This is a genomic window from Nitratireductor sp. CH_MIT9313-5 (genome assembly GCF_037029545.1).
Taxonomy (GTDB): Bacteria; Pseudomonadota; Alphaproteobacteria; order Rhizobiales; family Rhizobiaceae; genus Chelativorans.
The window spans coordinates 22,866-37,825 of sequence record NZ_JAYMER010000028.1; the positions used below are offsets into that span (position 1 = coordinate 22,866).

At 63.9% G+C, this 14,960-nt stretch carries 15 protein-coding genes and 1 pseudogene; 10 read left to right on the forward strand and 6 right to left on the reverse strand.

Annotated elements, in window-relative coordinates; all coding sequences use genetic code 11:
* Positions 1 to 3: 3 nt before the first annotated feature.
* The 4 genes from WA367_RS16825 to WA367_RS16840 form a co-directional block, all read right to left on the reverse strand.
* Positions 4 to 624, reverse strand: coding sequence for a cation transporter (locus WA367_RS16825; protein ID WP_051913717.1), 621 nt, complete (start codon positions 622 to 624; stop codon positions 4 to 6).
* Positions 625 to 800: 176 nt separating this feature from the next.
* On the reverse strand, positions 801 to 1,136 hold the full coding sequence (locus WA367_RS16830; protein ID WP_336057937.1) for a YnfA family protein: 336 nt from the start codon (positions 1,134 to 1,136) through the stop codon (positions 801 to 803).
* Between the two features lie 8 nt (positions 1,137 to 1,144).
* Positions 1,145 to 1,570, reverse strand: a complete 426-nt coding sequence (locus tag WA367_RS16835) for a MerR family transcriptional regulator (RefSeq protein ID WP_336057938.1) — start codon at positions 1,568 to 1,570, stop codon at positions 1,145 to 1,147.
* Between the two features lie 137 nt (positions 1,571 to 1,707).
* Positions 1,708 to 2,280: a c-type cytochrome gene (locus tag WA367_RS16840; protein WP_336057939.1), complete on the reverse strand. Its 573-nt coding sequence runs from the start codon at positions 2,278 to 2,280 to the stop codon at positions 1,708 to 1,710.
* A gap of 426 nt (positions 2,281 to 2,706) precedes the next feature.
* Here WA367_RS16840 and WA367_RS16845 point away from each other — a divergent pair, with 426 nt between their 5' ends.
* Both WA367_RS16845 and WA367_RS16850 read left to right on the forward strand, forming a co-directional pair.
* Positions 2,707 to 4,938, forward strand: a complete 2,232-nt coding sequence (locus WA367_RS16845; RefSeq protein ID WP_336057940.1) for a heavy metal translocating P-type ATPase — start codon at positions 2,707 to 2,709, stop codon at positions 4,936 to 4,938.
* Between the two features lie 229 nt (positions 4,939 to 5,167).
* Positions 5,168 to 5,464: an ion channel gene (locus WA367_RS16850; RefSeq protein WP_336057941.1), complete on the forward strand. Its 297-nt coding sequence runs from the start codon at positions 5,168 to 5,170 to the stop codon at positions 5,462 to 5,464.
* Positions 5,465 to 5,486: 22 nt separating this feature from the next.
* On the opposite strand, the gene WA367_RS16855 is transcribed toward WA367_RS16850, so the two are convergent.
* Positions 5,487 to 5,948, reverse strand: coding sequence for a c-type cytochrome (locus WA367_RS16855; RefSeq protein ID WP_209056293.1), 462 nt, complete (start codon positions 5,946 to 5,948; stop codon positions 5,487 to 5,489).
* An 81-nt stretch (positions 5,949 to 6,029) separates the two neighbouring features.
* Between WA367_RS16855 and WA367_RS16860 the strand changes: the two genes are divergently transcribed.
* From WA367_RS16860 to WA367_RS16895, 8 genes are all read left to right on the forward strand, one after another.
* Positions 6,030 to 6,428: a hypothetical protein gene (locus WA367_RS16860; RefSeq protein WP_336057942.1), complete on the forward strand. Its 399-nt coding sequence runs from the start codon at positions 6,030 to 6,032 to the stop codon at positions 6,426 to 6,428.
* A gap of 72 nt (positions 6,429 to 6,500) precedes the next feature.
* A complete protein-coding gene (locus WA367_RS16865) occupies positions 6,501 to 8,054 on the forward strand; it encodes a multicopper oxidase family protein (RefSeq protein WP_336057943.1) in 1,554 nt (517 codons plus the stop codon).
* A gap of 120 nt (positions 8,055 to 8,174) precedes the next feature.
* Positions 8,175 to 8,303, forward strand: a complete 129-nt coding sequence (locus tag WA367_RS16870) for a hypothetical protein (protein ID WP_280113654.1) — start codon at positions 8,175 to 8,177, stop codon at positions 8,301 to 8,303.
* 16 nt (positions 8,304 to 8,319) lie between these two features.
* A complete protein-coding gene (locus tag WA367_RS16875) occupies positions 8,320 to 8,706 on the forward strand; it encodes a DUF302 domain-containing protein (protein WP_336057944.1) in 387 nt (128 codons plus the stop codon).
* A gap of 1 nt (position 8,707) precedes the next feature.
* Complete coding sequence (locus tag WA367_RS16880; RefSeq protein ID WP_336057945.1) at positions 8,708 to 9,244, forward strand: TVP38/TMEM64 family protein; 537 nt, start codon at positions 8,708 to 8,710, stop codon at positions 9,242 to 9,244.
* A 12-nt stretch (positions 9,245 to 9,256) separates the two neighbouring features.
* Positions 9,257 to 10,567: an APC family permease gene (locus tag WA367_RS16885; protein WP_036479702.1), complete on the forward strand. Its 1,311-nt coding sequence runs from the start codon at positions 9,257 to 9,259 to the stop codon at positions 10,565 to 10,567.
* Between the two features lie 67 nt (positions 10,568 to 10,634).
* Positions 10,635 to 12,968 (forward strand): heavy metal translocating P-type ATPase, encoded by a 2,334-nt coding sequence (locus WA367_RS16890; RefSeq protein ID WP_336057946.1) that lies wholly within the window; start codon positions 10,635 to 10,637, stop codon positions 12,966 to 12,968.
* Between the two features lie 151 nt (positions 12,969 to 13,119).
* Positions 13,120 to 13,587 (forward strand): sulfatase family protein, encoded by a 468-nt coding sequence (locus WA367_RS16895; protein WP_336057947.1) that lies wholly within the window; start codon positions 13,120 to 13,122, stop codon positions 13,585 to 13,587.
* Positions 13,588 to 14,380: 793 nt separating this feature from the next.
* Here the strand turns inward: WA367_RS16895 and WA367_RS16900 are convergent.
* Positions 14,381 to 14,960, reverse strand: a pseudogene (locus WA367_RS16900) (site-specific integrase); the annotation flags it as partial.

The following is a 14,960-nucleotide window of genomic DNA, read 5'->3' on the forward strand; positions in this document are numbered from 1 at the left end:
CTTTCAGATCTTGGCGTCATCTTGATGGACCGCCTTGTGGTGCTCGCCATGCGCGTCGCGCAGGATTCCGATGCCGCCCCAGGCGGCGACGCCGGCGACCGCGATACCGACCACGAGATCGGGCCAATTGCTGCCCAGCCACCAGACGAGACCGCCCGCGACGAGAATTCCGCCGTTCGAAATGAAGTCGTTGAGACTGAAGGTGTTGGCCGCCCTGACGTTCACGTCCGGCTCCTCGAGCCGACCAAGAAGCCAGATGCAGATGCCGTTCACGACCGCTGCAATGAGGGCCATGGAAATCATGAGCGGGCCGAGCGGTTCGGAGCCGGTGTAGTAGCGGCGAACAGCATCGATCAGGATGCCAGCCGCGAAGATCAGCAGCAGCCCTCCCGACACGTTGGCGGCCCCACGTTTCCATCTGTCCGAACGAGACAGGGCGAAAAGGCTGATGGCGTACACGAAGCTGTCGGAGGTGTTGTCCAGACCGTTGGCGATCAGCGCACTGGAGTCGCCTAATGCGCCTGTCGCAAAAAAGCCGATGGCGATGGCCGCATTCAGCAGCAGAACCGTCCAGAGCGTACCGCGCTGACGTTCATCCGGATCCTTTGGCAGTTCTTTGGTCATCAGGTTCGCCTCCGTTCGTGCTGGCCGTCGGATCAAGGCGGCCTCATCTGCCCTGCATGCGCAAGCCACTCGATCCTCGCCGGACAAGAGGCAGCCTGCTGGCCCAAGGAATCGACCGAGACACAGATTTGTTCCCCGAGTCGCCAGAGGTTCAAGCGCTGTGCGCGGCTTCTTGTTCAGGCGCCGCGCGGGCCGAGCAGGATGAGGGCCGCGCCCACAAGGCAGACGGCGCCACCCGTCAGATCCCAGCGGTCGGGTCGCTCGCCTTCGGCCAGCCACATCCAGGCGACCGACGCCACGATGTAGACGCCTCCGTAGGCTGCGTAGGCGCGCCCGGCAAAAGCCGAGTCGATCTGCGCCAGGAGCCAGCCAAAGGCGATCAGGCTCGCAACGCCTGGAACGAGCCAAACCGCTGAGGCCCCGAGGCGCCACCACGCCCAGAGGGCGAAGCAACCCGCGATCTCGGCCAAAGCCGCGGCAGCATAGATCGTCAAGGTCGGCAGCGCTGTCATTCGGGCGTCTAAGACATCCCTTGGTGGTCCTGCATGCAGTGGGAATGGTCGCTCAGGGACTCGATCACGCGGCAGTCGGCGACGGTACCCTGTGCGCATTGCGTGATCATCCGCTCCAGCTCAGCTTTCAGCGCCGTCAGCCGCGCGATGCGCGCCTTCACCGCAGCGAGCTGCTTCTTCGCGATGATGTCGGCGGCCGCGCAGGAGTGGTTGGGGGTGTCGGTGAGGCTCAGAAGGTCGCGGATGGCCTCCAGCGGAAACCCGAGCTCGCGGGCGTGGCGGATGAAGGCCAGCCGATTCAGCACCGACTGCCCATAGACTCTCTGGTTGCCGGCGCTGCGCTCCGGCTCCGGGAGGAGCCCGATCTGCTCGTAGTAGCGGATCGTCGGGACCTTCACCCCTGCCTGTGCCCCGAGCTTTCCAATCGTGAACATGTCCTCGCCCGTTATCTCTATCTCCTAGAGGTTTAAGGAAACGGGGAGGAATTGGCAAAGCGTTTCAAAGGTAGCCCGGCAGACGGCACCCCCGAACGCGACCCGCGCGCAGCTTGGACGTCCAGAGAGCCGCCCGGCTACTGCTGGTTCGACGGAAAGCCTGCCCGCATGTAGGCGATGATCGACCAGATCTGATCCTCGGTCAGGGTGTCCTTGAACGCGGGCATGTCCGTTCCGAAGCGCTGCCCGCCTTCGGAAACAGTCCAGAGCAGATATTCGTCGCCCGCCATCGGCATCTGCACGAGGTAATTCAGCAGCGCCGGCGACGGCGTAAGGCTGCGACCCTCTTCACCATCGCCAAACCCGGTGGGTCCATGACACCTGGCGCAGTTCTCGGCGTAGAGCGTTGCCCCGGAACTCAGGGTCTGATCCGTCGACCGCAGCGGATTGCGCGCACCGCGATAGGCGGCGGGCACACCCTCGTTCATGTAGGTCCAGTGCCGCTGCATTCGCGCCTGCTGGCCCGGCCCCATCATCCCCCAGCCCCACATGTCCCGACCCATACCGTCGGGCATCATATGGCCTGGGCCCATCCAACCCGGCCCCCACCAGTCGCGGCCTCCGGGCGAGCCCTGTTGGGCAACGACCGGCAGGACAGCGGCCAAAGATGAGAATCCGAGTGCAACAAACGCCGCGATGACCATGCGCATCAGAACAACCCCCCTGCCAGCCGAATCAATTATACACTCGATGCGCATTTCCGCATTGATCTACGTCAAACCTGCACTTCGAAAAGGAATGCAGGCCTTGGCAAGGGGCTGGCCATGTGTCGGCAATCTACGGCTGAGGCTGTAGTCACGCACACATCGTACGGCCATGCCCTCGTGCTCCGCTTGTAACGCGCTCAGCCTGGCAAGGCGGCCTGAGGCCCCGGCCAGTTGCGCCGTTGTGATGGCTCGGTAGCAGACCGATCTGCTCGCAATGCCGGATCGCGGTCTCCTTCGCACGAGCGGCTTCAGCGATTTTTCCGATGGGCAGCATCAGATTCCCTCTTGTAGCTATAGCTACTAGAGCCATTACGTTCCCGATCGAACAACTACAGTCTTGCCCGCCGGGCGGGGTGGAAAGGCGTGAGGATGACGGCGAACAACAATGCAATCCACGAGTGGACGGTCTCAGGAATGGACTGTGCCTCGTGCGCCGGCAAGGTCCGGGGTGCGGTCGAACGCCTGCCCGGCGTGAGCGACGTCGACGTGGCGCTGATGACCGAGCGGCTCCGGCTGACGCTGGACGAGGCGCAGACCCCGCGCGACCAGGTTGAGGCTACCGTCAAGCGGCTCGGCTACGGGATCGCGACGAAAGGGTCGAGCCCCGACCGGAAACGCTTCGTGCTGCCGGCAGGCGACCGGCCGTTGTCGCCAGACGGCGCGCAGGATGCCGCAGGACTCGAGCCCGACACTGGATCGACAGAGCCCGAGAGCCAGCCCGCGCCCGGTTCGCGTTGGTATCGGACCGCGAAGGGCAGACTGGTCATCGGCACCGGGTTCCTCCTCGCGGCGGCATGGGCCGTGAAACTGCTCGCCTCCCAGGATGTGGCAACGTGGGCATTCATCCTCGCGACGCTCATTGGTGTCGCCCCTATCGCACGCCGCGCTGTCGCGTCCGCCAGAGTGGGGATGCCGTTCACGATCGAGATGCTGATGACAATCGCCGCCAGCGGCGCGCTCGTCATCGACGCCGCCGAGGAAGCGGCGCTCGTCGTCTTCCTCTTCGCCGTCGGGGAGGTTCTCGAAGGTGTTGCGGCGAACAAGGCCCGCGACGGGATCCGGGCGCTCGCTCGTCTGGTGCCGAAGACCGCGATCCTGGAGATCGGCGGCCGGACTCGAGTGATACCGGCCGACCAGCTGCAGGTGGACCAGATCGTTCTGGTGCGCCCGGGCGACCGGGTCCCGGCAGATGGCGAAGTCATCGAGGGCACCTCGGGCGTCGATGAGAGCGCCGTCACGGGCGAGAGTGTGCCGAAGCTGAAGGAACCCGGTGCCTCCGTCTTTGCCGGCTCCATCAATTCCAAGGCGGCGCTGCGTGTGCGGGTCACCAAGTCGGCCGAGGACAACACCATTGCCCGTATCATCCGGCTGGTCGAGGAAGCGGAAAGCGCCCGGGCCCCGACCGAGCGCTTCATCGACCGTTTCAGCCGCATCTACATGCCGGCCGTCGTCGGAGTTGCGGTGCTGGTGGCCATCGTCCCGCCCCTCGCGTTCGGGCAAGGCTGGGATACGTGGATCTACCGGGCGCTCGCGCTTCTCCTGATCGGATGCCCCTGCGCGCTGGTGATCTCGGTACCGGCTTCCATCGCCTCTGCGCTTTCTTCAGGCGCGCGTCGCGGGCTGCTGATGAAAGGAGGCGCCGTGATCGAGGCCGCGGCGGCCACCACGCATGTCGCATTCGACAAGACCGGAACCCTGACCAACGGACGGCCGCGCGTCACGGACGTGGTGCCGATCTCGGGATCGGAGACAGAGGTGCTGGCGCTGGCTGCCGCCGTCGAAGCGGGGTCGAGCCATCCTCTGGCGGAGGCGATCCTGTCCCGCGCGGAAGCTGCGGGAGCGCCGTTCCTGGCCGCGACCGCCGCCAAAGCGCTTCCGGGCAAAGGGGCCGAAGCAGTCGTTGAGGGTGAAACCGCCTGGGTGGGCTCTCCACGGTTCGCCGGGGAGCGCGGTGTGTTGGACGACCACGCGCTCGGGGCGGTGGTCGGCATGGAAGATGAAGGCAAGACAGTCGTCGCGGTCTTCCGCCGGAGCCAGTTGGTCGGACTCGTAGCGCTCCGGGACGAACCCCGAGAGGATGCCGCCCGCGCGGTGCAGCAACTCAAGGCGCTTGGCATCGCGTCTGTGATGCTGACCGGCGACAACCGGCGCACGGCAGCAGCCATTTCCGCTGGGCTGGGCATTGACCATCGCGCCGAATTGATGCCCGAAGGCAAGGTCGCGGCGATCCGTGAGATGACCGCCAGGGACCGCGTGATGATGGTGGGCGACGGTATCAACGATGCCCCTGCGCTCGCCACCGCCCACATCGGAGTTGCCATGGGCTCCGGAACGGACGTCGCGCTTGAAACCGCCGACGCCGCGATCCTGCGCAATCGCGTGACCGATGTGGCCGGCAAGGTTCGCCTTGCTCGCGCAGCCATGGCGAACATCAGGCAAAATGTGGCGATCGCGCTCGGCCTTAAGGCGGTGTTTCTGGTGACGACGATCCTCGGCATTACCGGGCTGTGGATCGCGATCCTTGCAGATACCGGCGCGACGGTGCTCGTCACACTGAATGCGCTGCGGCTTCTTGCGTTTGATCCGGAACGTGAGGCCTGAGATCAGATCATCGGCAGGGCGATGGTTCCGCTGCCATGCGGCAGGGCCGAGCGCTGAGAACATAAACCTCGGGGTACTGTTCCGCCGCGAGTGCTCAACATGCTGCAACTGGAATCGGGCTTCTGCTCGGTTTCGCGCTGGTGGCCGCCCTCTGGTCGCGCACCACTACGGGGCTATTGGCCGTCCGGGCCATGAAGCCGAACTCGAACGAGAGACCGCAGGCGCGATCATGGTGGCGTTCGTCGGGCTGCTCGCGCTCCACACGATTGAAATCCTGGCTTTCGCCGCAGTCTACAGGGCGCTGCAGGGCTGGGGCGTGGGAGGCCTCGACGGCAGCTACGACCCATGCTGGAGCGGCCTGATCTACTTCTCCGGCGTCAACTTCGCCACGCTCGGGTACACGCAGATCGAGGCAGGCGGGCCGATACGGATGGTCAACATGATGCAGTCGCTCGGCGGCTTCATGGTGCTGACCTGGTCGGCGACGTTCCTCTACTCGGTCTGCGAACGGGCCTCGCGCGAATAGCAGCCGACGACCATGGGGAATGTCAGTTTGCCTCCGACACCCTCTCCTGGTATCGGCGCTCGCGCTCTGGCCATGTGCTCTTGATGTAGTCGAGAACGGCGCGGATGTCCGCGTCGCTCAGCACGTCTGCGAAGCCGGGCATGTCGCTCTCGTATCCGCCGCCGACCACGGCGGCGGTGCCTTCCTTGACGATCCGGAACAGGACGTCGTCAGGATGGTGCCAGGTATGGCCGCTGGCGTCGTGGGGTGGCGCCGGCAACCGGCCGGACGGAAGCGGCGAGCGCCAGTCCGGCTGGCCCTCCAGTTCCGCGCCGTGGCAGGCGGCGCACTGATCCGCATAGATCTGGCGTCCTTGCGCGATGATGTCCGCCGACGCCACGGCGGTGGATGCGGTACCGGCATAACGCCAGCCAGCAAAGACCGCGAGGATCACACCTCCGACGACCAGACCGATCCCGACAGTATTTCGGAGAGCTTTTTTCAAGACGTCTGTCCCCGATCACTGCGGAATAACATTCGCGTTTGGTCGAGATCACGTTGTGCCAGCGGCGAGGCGCCTGCGACAATGGACATTCTCGTGAGCAATGCCTATCTTTGCAGCATGCTCGAACGTGTCGTCACCATGCTTGCCATACTCGCGATCACCGTGGTGACGACGGTGACCTCCGCGCATGCGACACGCATGAGCATGAATTCCGGTGTGGATCACTCGATGCATGTCGCCGACATGATACACTCTCCGGTCATTTCGGGCCTCGGCTGTGACGCTGGAGAGCACTGTGGGTCGGCCGACGCCGAGATGTGCGAGTTCGTCTGCGCAGGCCTTTCGGCCTTCCTGACGTCGGCAGGAGGGGAAGCCGAGGACACCCACGGCACCACCAGTCACGACGTTCCGTCCGAGGCGATCCACGTCAGCCGCGCGCCGGGACTGAACGAACGTCCTCCGAAACTCCGTCTCCTCTGAGCGCGCCCGGGCCGACGCCCGCGGCGTCCCATCGGTATTGATGAACGGGACATAAGTCCCGAGGAGACGACAATGAACACGCTTTCAAGACGCGGCTTTCTTGCCGCAAGTGCGGCCGCCATTGGCGCTGCACAGATGCCCCGCATCGCCTTTGCGCAGGCGGTGGCACCGATCAGCCTCTCCGCTGCGACGCGCACGCTCGACATCGACGGTCGCGCTGCCACGGTCTTCGGGCTTGCCGGCCCCGGCGGTCAGGGACTGATCCTCGACCCCGGCCAGAGGTTCCGGGTCGATCTGACCAACAATCTCGATGTCGGCACCATCATCCACTGGCACGGCCAGATCCCACCGAATGCGCAGGACGGCGTGCCCGACATGCCGATGCCCCTTCTCGCCCCGGGTGAGACCCGATCCTACGACTTCGAGACCCGGCCGGGCACCCACTGGATGCACAGCCATGTGCCGACGCAGGAGATGCAGCTTCTGGCAGCACCGCTGATCGTGCGCTCGCCGGAGGACCTGACCGCCGACCGGCAGGAGGTCGTGATGTTCCTGCATGACTTCTCGTTCAAGTCTCCCGAGGAGGTTCTCGCCGAAATCGGCGCTGGCCATGGCGGCGGACACGGCGCAGGCCATGCTGCCGGTGCAGTGCCCGATCAAGGCGCACCCATGGGAGGTATGGGGGCGATGCAGGGCATGGATCACGGAGCCATGGGCCACGGCGCCATGGGCGGCATGCCGATGGGCAACATGCCCGGAATGGGCGGGATGATGGGTATGGGCGGCCAGATGGGCGGCATGGCCATGGACCTGAACGACTATGACTGGGATGCCTATCTCGCCAATGACCGGACCCTGTCGGACCCGGAGGTGGTCCAGGTTGAGCGCGGTGGCCGCATCCGGCTTCGGGTCATCAACGCCGCCGCGGCGACGGTATTCTGGATCGACACCGGAGTTGCTGAGGCGCGGCTGGTCGCGGTGGACGGGCACGCTGTCCAGCATTTCGGGGGCTCGCGGTTCGGGCTGGCGATGGGCCAGCGTCTGGACATCGAGATCGACCTGCCGAACGAAGGCGGCGCCTGGCCGATCCTTGCACTGCGGGAAGGCGCGCGGGAACGCACCGGCCTGATCCTCGCCACGCAGGGTGCCGAAGTGCGGCGTCTCGATGCCATGGCGGGGTCCGAGGCGCCCGCGTTCGACACCGATCTGGCGCAGGAGGCGCGCCTCATCGCGCTGGACGCTCTGCCGGATCGACCCGTGGACCGCAGCCAGATGCTGATGCTGGGCGGTTCGATGCAACCTTATGTCTGGACGATCAACGGGACCGTCTGGGGCCAGCACCAGCCGATCACCGCACGCAGCGGTGAGCGGGTCGGGCTGTCGTTCCACAACATGTCGATGATGGCCCACCCGATGCATCTGCACGGGCATGTGTTCCAGGTCGTCGGGCTGAACGGGCGTCGGGTCGCCGGTGCACTGCGCGACACGGTTCACGTGCCACCGATGTCGATGGTCGATGTCGCCCTCGATGTCGGTGAGGCCGCCCGATGGATGCTGCATTGCCACCACATGCCGCACCTTGCGACGGGGATGATGACCGAGTTCGCGGTCACGGCGTCCGTCTGATCCCGGCGGGGCGTCCGGACAGTGCGCCCCGCCCGGCACCGATCCTAGTCTGTCCTGCCCCATGTTGTCGTGAGGGCCGGCCAAAAGACGCACCCTGCGGCTGAAAATCAGGAGGAAGAGATGATGAACTGGAACGAAATGGGCCCCGGAATGGGTTTCGGAATGGGGTTTGGCTGGCTCTTCGGCCTGCTGATCCTCGTGCTGCTGGTTTTGGCCATAGCAGCGCTGATCAAGTATCTTCGGAAATAGAAAAAAGGAGTTGGCATTGACCTACACGATCAATCGAATGTTCCCTGACGCCGGTATCGACGACGTCGATGCTCGCGCGCGGAAGGCCCTCGCCGACCACGGTTTCGGCATCCTGACCGAGATCGACGTCAAGGCGACGATGAAGAAGAAGCTAGATGTCGAGATGCCCGCCTACCGCATCCTCGGCGCCTGCAATCCCAAGATGGCGCATCAGGCCATCGGGATCGAGCCGCGCGTTGGTGCAATGCTGCCCTGCAACGTCATCCTGCGCGAAGTCGAGGATGGCGTGGAAGTCAGCGCTATCGACCCTGTGGCGTCGATGCAGGCGATCAAGAACGCCGAACTGACGGCCGTGGCGGGCGAGGTGCGCGACCTCCTGGCGAAAGCCGTCGAGGCGATCTGAGATGAGCTTGCGCGCCGCCATCTTCACTGGCCTTGCGATCCTCGGGATCGGACTGCTCGGCATCTGGTTGGTCGCGCCCTCGGTGTTCGCCGAGGCTCGCGGACTTCTGGACGGCGAACCTCTGGAAACGCTGGTGGCGCGTGCGGGTCTCTGGGGGCCGGTCCTGATCGTCACGCTCATGACCATCGCGGTCGTGGCCAGCCCCATCCCGAGCGCGCCGATCGCACTGACGGCCGGAGCGGCCTACGGACATCTCTGGGGAACCGTGCAGGTTATCATCGGCGCCGAGCTCGGGGCGCTGATCGCCTTCGGTCTCGCACGGGTTCTGGGGTATGATGTCTGGCGGCGGGTGTTCGATGATCGCGTCGATGCCGGGCTTCTCGGCTCGCAGACCGCGTTGACGGCGACGGTTTTTGCCAGCCGCCTGATGCCCTTCGTGTCCTTCGACATGATCAGCTACGCGGCCGGACTGAGTACTTGGCCTCGGCCTCGTGACGGGCCTGCCACTGCTTTGGGTAGCCATGCTGCAAAAGCCTGAAAAGGGAAATCCATGACCGGAAGCGAGTACCAGAAGAACAGCATCACCCTTCCTGGTGCGGTAGCCATGGGCACCGGCGTGATGATCGGCGCGGGCATCTTCGCGCTGACCGGCCAGATCGCCGAACTCGCCGGGCCTCTCTTCCCGCTCTCGTTCGTCGTCGGCGCCATCGTGACCGCCTTCAGCGCCTACACCTATATCAAGATGTCGAACGCATACCCGTCTGCGGGCGGCATCGGGATGATCCTGAAGAAAGCCTACGGACCGACGACGGTCGCGGCGGGCGCAGCTCTCCTGATGGCGCTGTCGATGGTCATCAACGAAAGCCTCGTCGCTCGCACCTTCGGAACCTACACCCTGCGAGCCTTCGGCGGCGATCCGGACAGCATTCTCGTGCCGGTTCTCGGCGTGGGGCTGATCGTCTTCGCCTATCTCGTGAACGTCTCTGGCAACCGGTCGGTCGGGCTGCTGTCCATTATCATGGCCATTCTCAAGGTGGGCGGCATTGCGCTGTTCGGGGCGGCCGGTCTGTGGGCCAGCGGCATCTCGTTCGAAGCATCGGGCGGAGATTTTCGTGCGGGTGAGTTCGTGGCGTCGGTCGCGCTGTCCATTCTCGCCTTCAAGGGGTTCACGACCATCACCAACAGCGGCGCCGAGGTGACCAATCCGCATCGGAACGTGGGCCGGGCCATAGTCCTGTCCATCGCCATCTGCGTCGTCGTCTACCTGCTGGTCGCATTCGCGGTCGGCTCCAGCCTGCCGCTCGATCGCATCGTGGCGGCGAAGGACTACGCGCTGGCTGAAGCGGCCCAACCAGCCCTCGGGCAAACCGGCTTCTACCTAACGGTGGCGCTGGCGCTGGTGGCAACTGCCTCGGGCCTGATCGCCAGCGTGTTTGCCGTCTCGCGGATGCTGGCGATGCTGACGGACATGAAGATGATCCCGCACAGCCATTTCGGGATGCCAGGCACGATCAAGGACCACACACTCGTCTACACCGTCGTGATCGCAGGCTTCCTGACGGTCTTCTTCGACCTCAGCCGCATCGCCTCGCTCGGGGCCTTCTTCTATCTGGTGATGGACATGATCATCCACTTCGGCGTGTTCCGGCATCTGCGCGAAGAAATCGGCGCTCGGGGCTGGGTGTTGATGACGGCAATCGCACTTGATGCCGTGGTGCTGGCCGCCTTCGCCGCGATGAAATGGCAGTCCGACCCCTTGATCGTCGTCCTGGGTGCGATCGGCATGGCGCTGGTGTTCCTGTTCGTCGGACTCTTCCTCGCACGGAATCCCGCCCTGGAAGGCGCTCACGACCACCATTGAAAAGAGCTTGAGCTTCCAACGGCTGGAAGCGGCAAGCTGAAACAAGAGATCGAAAGGCTGGCAGACTATGGAGCACGATCACCATCACGCGGCGCCCGACATTCCGGCGGGGGCGAATACCGCAAAGGACCCGGTCTGCGGGATGACGGTCGCGGTCAAGCCGGACGGGCGTCACGCCGAGTTCCAGGGCGAGACCTTTCATTTCTGCTCGGAGAAGTGCCAGACGAAGTTCAAGGCGGATCCGTGGTTCTACGCTTCGGGCCGGGCCGCCCGGCAGAAGAAGGCTGCTCCGGCCAACGTCCAGTACACCTGCCCGATGCATCCGGAGATCGTTCGCGATGCGCCAGGGTCCTGTCCGATCTGCGGCATGGCGCTGGAGCCGATGGTCCCATCGGACGAACCCAGCGAGGAGTTGACCGACTTCACGCGTCGGATGTGGATTTCGGCGGCGGCGGCGGTGCCGCTCATCATCCTGACGATGGGTGAACTGGTCGCGCTGCCAGTGCGCGAGTGGATCGGGCATCAGACCGCAAGTTATTTCGAGTTCGTGCTGGCAACGCCGATCATCCTCTGGGCCGCCGTGCCTTTCTTCCGGCGCGGTTGGGACTCCATTGTGAACCGCAGCCCAAACATGTGGACGCTGATCAGCATCGGCGTGGCGGCGGCCTACCTTTACTCGCTCGTCGCGACGTTCCTGCCGGGGGTGTTTCCGGAACAGTACCGGATGGGCCACGGCGTCGGCACCTATTTCGAGGCGGCGGTGGTGATCGTCGCGTTGGTCTTCGTGGGCCAGGTGCTGGAACTCCGAGCGCGAGAACGCACCGGGGATGCGATTCGCGCGCTTCTGGATCTGGCGCCGAAGACCGCGCGGCGCATTCTGCCGGACGGCACTGAATACGATGCGCCGCTGGAGAACATCATGGAGGGCGACCGGCTGCGCGTCCGTCCCGGCGACGCGGTCCCGGTCGATGGTGTCGTGATCGAGGGCCGATCATCCCTGGACGAGAGCATGCTGACCGGCGAGTCGATGCCAGTGGAGAAGGGGCCGGGCGATACTGTGACCGGGGCCACAATCAACAAGAACGGCTCTCTGGTGATCGAGGCGGGCAAGGTCGGGTCCGATACCGTGCTGGCGCAGATCGTCGCGATGGTGTCGAACGCGCGGCGCTCGCGCGCGCCGATCCAGGGTCTGGCTGACCGGGTCTCTGCGGTATTCGTGCCGACCGTGGTCGTCATCGCAATCGTCGCCTTCGTCATCTGGACGATCTTCGGCCCAGAGCCCGCACTCGTCTTCGCCATCGCTTCGGCTGTTTCGGTGCTGATCATCGCCTGCCCATGCGCCCTGGGGCTGGCGACACCGATCTCCATCACCACGGCGGCGGGACGCGGGGCGCAGGCGGGCGTGCTGATCAAGGACGCCGAGGCGCTGGAACGCATGGCAGGAGTCGATACGCTCATCGTCGACAAGACCGGCACGCTGACCATGGGCAAGCCGAAGCTGACCGATACGGTTGCGCTCGGGGACGTCACCGGGACCGACCTGTTGTCGCTGGCCGCAGCGCTGGAGCGTGGCTCGGAACACCCGCTGGCTGAGGCGATTGTCGAGGGAGCCGAGGCGCAGGGTGCGCCGCGTCAGGAGGCCACGGACTTCGACGCCGTCACTGGCAAGGGCGTACAGGGCCGGGTCGGTGGGCGCGCGGTGGCGCTAGGCAACGCGGCGATGATGCGGGAGATGGGGCTCGACACCGCGCAGGCCGAGTCAAAGGCCGACACCCTGCGCGCCGAGGGCAAGACGGCGATGTTCGTCGCGCTTGACGGCGCGCTCATCGGCATCGTGGCGGTCGCTGACCCGATCAAGAAGAGTACCGCGCAGGCCATTCGGGAACTTCATGCCCAAGGGCTAAGGGTGATCATGGCGACGGGCGACAACGAACGCACGGCGCAGGCGGTGGCGGGCAAGCTCGGCATCGACGAGGTGCGCGCAGGCATCCTGCCCGAGGCCAAGAAGGACCTGATCGACCAGTTGCGCCGCGACGGCCACAAGATCGCCATGGCGGGTGACGGAGTGAACGACGCCCCCGCGCTCGCCGCCGCCGATGTCGGCATCGCCATGGGCACCGGGGCCGATGTTGCGATGGAAAGCGCAGGCATCACCCTGCTGGGCGGCGACCTGATGGGCATCGTGCGGGCGCGCAAGCTCGCCCGCGCCACCCTGCGAAACATCAAGCAGAACCTGTTCTTCGCTTTCGCCTACAACGCGCTTGGCGTCCCCATCGCCGCCGGGCTGCTTTACCCTGTCACCGGACTTCTGCTCTCGCCGATGATCGCGGCGGCGGCGATGAGCCTGTCGTCGGTCTCGGTGATCACCAACGCCCTGCGGCTCAGGCGGGTCGACCTCTGACCTGCCAGCCCACACATCCAACCTCGAAAGGAACATCAGATGACCCAAGACATGTTTTCCCGCCACAAGCTCCTGATCGGCACAGCTGCGCTGGCGGCTGCGTCGCCGCTGAGGGCTCTGGCGCAAGGCGCCCCGGTTGCGGATGCGGGAAGTGGGCGAAATTCTTGACGCATTGGAGGCGGCGGGTCGTCTGGAGAACGCCATCATCACCTTTACTTCCGACCACGGTGATTGCCTTGGCGATCATGGTCTGAGTCAGAAATGGGCACCCTATGACGAGGTGACACGCGTGCCGCTCATCATCAGTGCTCAACAGCGCTTCGATGGTGGACGCAATGTGGATGAGCTTGTGCAGCTGTTTGACCTTGGGCCAACCATCCTCGAATGCGCAGGTGTCGAGCCCGATGTGTCTTTTGAGGCTGAATCACTAAATCTGGCTCTTGAAGGCAAACCGTTTGAAGGGCGTACACATGTTTATTGCGAGCAGGGCAAGGATGTGAATTTCACAGGCGCCGAGTATCTGACAATGGTCCGCTCCAGGTCACACAAGCTTGTGCATTTTGCAGGCAAGGAGTTCGGTCAGCTCTTTGACCTCGACGCTGATCCAAAGGAGAGCTGATCCAAAGGAGAAAAGAAACCTCTGGCACGACCCGGCATATGCGGCCGTCAAGCAGGAGCTGAAAGAGCAGATGCTCGAATGGTATGTTCAAAGCACACTGCGTACCAAGAATGCGCGCAAGCGGACCGTGGTGCCATTGGTAGAACCCGCATGAGCTAGAGGTGCTACGCGAAGGCATTGGCCATGATTCAACACTTCTGGAAAAAGCTCGCAAATGTCTGGAAGCGTCTCTGCCAAGGGCAGGGGCGCTACCACCCGGAGCGGTATTATATGCGTGGAGCAGGTCCAGCTTGCCGCAGGATGAGCAAAGGTGCGGCTAATAACGACATCAATACGCAGGGCCTCAGCTAAGAATTAGGGGGACCTTCTGCGGAAATGTTACGTTCGAAAGGTGGAATGGCAGAAGCGAATGCTTCAAGATATGCAATTCCGTCAGACTACCGGGTTTCGCGTTCACTCTCGTAGTGGATGCGAATGAGTGAATCAGAGCAGTCGCTAGGTGCGATGTCCGCTCTTGGGCTCAGAAGAAAATTCCCCTGTGTGTCCGAGAAGCGGGCGCGAAGCTGACCCCAATCCCGTCCAATCGCTACGTCCGCTTTCAGGCGGAGGCAAAGTCTGGCTGAACGTCTGAGATGGGGGCGCAAAGCTGCCGCTCCGGATTCTCTTTTCCGTACCTGTTCGAGGTTCAGGCAAAGTTTTCCCAACCGCGCGGAGAACGGCAGCAATTTTCGCACCGAACGCACATTGGCAACAATCGGTGGAGGCCATCTCTCTACGCAATCAACAGTGAGTTCTACACTATCATCTTCTCCTGATAGTACTCCGACCAGTTCCGCTCTTGCAGCCAAGGCTTCAGCACAACTAACTCACCCGCATCCGCCTTCTCTTTTGCTTCCAGTAGAATTGGCGTGATGGCATCCAGTGCAAGAGACGCTACCTGCTCAAAGCGCGCCAGATCGCGTGTGGTCAGGCGGTTCTTTCCTCCGTAGCGCGCGGGAATGTCTGACTTGCGCGAGTGCCCCATCAGCCGCTTGCGCGTCGTATCCTTCAGGTCCGTGTTGTCAATGAGGTCCGCGAACCAATGGCGGGTCGAGTAAAGCGTAACCTCGCTCCGCGTGATGCCAAGCTTTTCCTTCAGATGCTGCCAGCTCTTGGTGATGGGCTGCCCCCAGCGAATTTCGCCATCGGGCTTTAGATAGGGCTTCCATTCCGGAAAGAGATATGGACACCCGATCTGCTTCAACTCTTCGATCCGCTCCAGAAGACCCAGATCCAGGATCAGCGGGTGAAGCGGGATCACGCGCTGTGATGATGGGGTTTTGTAGCGTTTTACGTCCTTCTTGGCGACGCGACCCTTCGCGGGATCGAAACCA

Bases quoted from the DNA above. Each gene is read 5' to 3' on its own strand.
- WA367_RS16870 (WP_280113654.1), top strand. From the start codon at position 8,175: ATGATGAACTGGAACGAAATGGGCCCCGGAATGGGTTTCGGAATGGGG.
- WA367_RS16825 (WP_051913717.1), bottom strand. From the start codon at position 624: ATGACCAAAGAACTGCCAAAGGATCCGGATGAACGTCAGCGCGGTACG.
- WA367_RS16850 (WP_336057941.1), top strand. From the start codon at position 5,168: ATGGTGGCGTTCGTCGGGCTGCTCGCGCTCCACACGATTGAAATCCTG.
- WA367_RS16890 (WP_336057946.1), top strand. From the start codon at position 10,635: ATGGAGCACGATCACCATCACGCGGCGCCCGACATTCCGGCGGGGGCG.
- WA367_RS16845 (WP_336057940.1), top strand. From the start codon at position 2,707: ATGACGGCGAACAACAATGCAATCCACGAGTGGACGGTCTCAGGAATG.
- WA367_RS16830 (WP_336057937.1), bottom strand. From the start codon at position 1,136: ATGACAGCGCTGCCGACCTTGACGATCTATGCTGCCGCGGCTTTGGCC.
- WA367_RS16840 (WP_336057939.1), bottom strand. From the start codon at position 2,280: ATGCGCATGGTCATCGCGGCGTTTGTTGCACTCGGATTCTCATCTTTG.
- WA367_RS16865 (WP_336057943.1), top strand. From the start codon at position 6,501: ATGAACACGCTTTCAAGACGCGGCTTTCTTGCCGCAAGTGCGGCCGCC.
- WA367_RS16885 (WP_036479702.1), top strand. From the start codon at position 9,257: ATGACCGGAAGCGAGTACCAGAAGAACAGCATCACCCTTCCTGGTGCG.
- WA367_RS16860 (WP_336057942.1), top strand. From the start codon at position 6,030: ATGGACATTCTCGTGAGCAATGCCTATCTTTGCAGCATGCTCGAACGT.
- WA367_RS16835 (WP_336057938.1), bottom strand. From the start codon at position 1,570: ATGTTCACGATTGGAAAGCTCGGGGCACAGGCAGGGGTGAAGGTCCCG.
- WA367_RS16880 (WP_336057945.1), top strand. From the start codon at position 8,708: ATGAGCTTGCGCGCCGCCATCTTCACTGGCCTTGCGATCCTCGGGATC.